Raw genomic sequence first — 2,033 nt, 5'->3', positions numbered from 1 at the left:
GTTAAGGATAGTCTATTTTCTATTTAAGGACGAACAGGCCTATTTACTTACCCAATATAAGGGTTTTCTTACCGAAAGAAGTATAAATTCAACATGAATGAAAAAATAGAATTGGCTTAGATTATGTCATTCTAAGCTTTAATTACAAATACAAGTGAATAAACCATACGATCACAATGATTATTATAAAGATAAAGCTCAGTGCAAAGTATTTGATGGCATTTTCTACATGTTGGAATTTCTTATCAATAATCATGCTTTCTATATAAATTTGCTGACCTAATTGGGTGTAAAATTCCTCTTCTTCACCAAATATTTCAATTAGATTTTTGGTGTATTTCTCTATACTTCCGAATGAATACACCGCATCTCTGAAGAAAAGCACATTTTTTTCATATTTCTTAGTAATCTGAGGTTTAAAACACTTAAAACAAAAGTATATAGAAATCAATGAGCTGATCATCCAGAAACAAGCCAAGATAATAAATACGACACCTTCCTGGAAAACAGGCCTAAGCTGCTCTAATCTATCAAAAAACACCCCTATAATTAAACCATGAAAAGAAAAAATAACACCGGCTTTGAGTTCTGACGCCCGGATAAGTTTTTCCAATCGCTCTAATTGCTCCCAATAATTATTAGGGTCTTGTTTCGTAACTGAACTCTCTTTATCTGACATTCCTTATTATGTGTATTTTGAATTAATCGACGATTTAAATATACAATAAATACAATTATGTTAAATAATTAAAGGCCAAAGGAATTAGATATTCTATTATCTTTATCCCAAGACCAACCAAACTTAGTTATGAAATTAGCCATTGCCAGCCAGCGCCTCTATTCACTCGATGCCTTGCGCGGATTTGACATGTTCTGGATCATAGGCGCAGAGGAAATATTTCACAAAATGGCAGAGATTACTAATACGCCATTTTGGAACTCTTTATCCGATCAGTTTATTCACCCGGCATGGCATGGCTTTGCTTTTTACGATTTAATTTTTCCTTTGTTCCTCTTTCTGGCGGGGGTGGCCACACCCTATTCTGTTGGGAAACAATTGGAAAAAGGGGTAAGCCGGAAATCGCTGTTAATCCGTGTCATTAAAAGAGGCCTGATCCTCGTTCTCCTCGGAGTCATTTATAATAATGGCCTGGAGATTCGTCCAATAGAGGAAATACGTTTTGGCAGTGTCTTGGGGCGAATTGGATTGGCCTATATGTTTGCTAACATCATATACCTTTATACAAAACAACGCGGCCAGCTTATTTGGTTCTGCGCACTGCTTCTTGGCTACTGGTTCCTTTTAATGTTTAATTCTGCTCCCGGTTATCCTATGGGAGACATGACTATGGAAGGTAATTTTGTCTCCTATCTGGACACTCTGATTATGCCCGGTAAATTGTATCTGGGCATTCATGATCCGGAGGGATGGGTATCTACAATTCCGGCCATCCCAACCTGTTTGTTGGGTATTTTTGTGGGAAATTTACTGAAAAATGGAGCTGTCGACAAGCAAAAAGAAACTGCTGTTCGGTTGGTGGTTATAGGTGTTATTCTAATTATCGCAGCACAATTGTGGAACCTTGTTTTACCAATCAATAAAAATTTATGGACCAGTTCATTCACATTACAATGTGGCGGTATAAGTATGCTATTAATGGCTGTCTTTTATTACATCATAGATATTCTGGGGCATAAAAAATGGGCATTTTTCTTTAAAGTAATCGGCATGAACTCTATTTTGATTTATATGGCCGGCGGTTTTATAGATTGGGCATATACCACATCTGCCTTGTTCAAATGGTTGGGTCAACTTGTTGGAGACCCATACAATGCTGTGGTTATGGTTTTTTGTTATATCGCCGTTCAATTGGCCTTTTTGTATGTTCTTTATAAAAAGAAGATATTTCTGCGGGTTTAAAAGTTCTGCATATTAGTTTAAAAGTTAAATAAAACCACTAAAATTGATCAATTAAAAAATAGAGATTATGGGTATAATAAATAAATCAGAACTAGAGGCTATATATAAATCT

Annotated in this window: 2 protein-coding genes; one reads left to right on the top strand and one right to left on the bottom strand. The window is 35.7% G+C overall.

Going from position 1 to position 2,033, the window contains the following annotated elements; all coding sequences use genetic code 11:
- Positions 1 to 142 precede the first annotated feature (142 nt).
- Positions 143 to 679, bottom strand: a complete 537-nt coding sequence (locus WBN20_RS06895) for a Pycsar system effector family protein (RefSeq protein ID WP_424281178.1) — start codon at positions 677 to 679, stop codon at positions 143 to 145.
- Between the two features lie 129 nt (positions 680 to 808).
- On the opposite strand from WBN20_RS06895, the gene WBN20_RS06890 reads away from it, so the two are divergent.
- The gene (locus WBN20_RS06890; RefSeq protein WP_424281177.1) at positions 809 to 1,921 is read left to right on the top strand and encodes an acyltransferase family protein; all 1,113 of its coding nucleotides are present in this window, start codon (positions 809 to 811) and stop codon (positions 1,919 to 1,921) included.
- The last annotated feature ends 112 nt before the right edge of the window (positions 1,922 to 2,033 follow it).

Source organism: Eudoraea sp. (assembly GCF_049665975.1).
Taxonomy (GTDB): domain Bacteria; phylum Bacteroidota; class Bacteroidia; order Flavobacteriales; family Flavobacteriaceae; genus Eudoraea.
The sequence above is the reverse complement of the archived record's forward strand: the minus strand, read 5'-3'. Positions and strand labels throughout refer to the sequence as shown.

Bases quoted from the DNA above. Each gene is read 5' to 3' on its own strand.
- WBN20_RS06895 (WP_424281178.1), bottom strand. From the start codon at position 679: ATGTCAGATAAAGAGAGTTCAGTTACGAAACAAGACCCTAATAATTAT.
- WBN20_RS06890 (WP_424281177.1), top strand. From the start codon at position 809: ATGAAATTAGCCATTGCCAGCCAGCGCCTCTATTCACTCGATGCCTTG.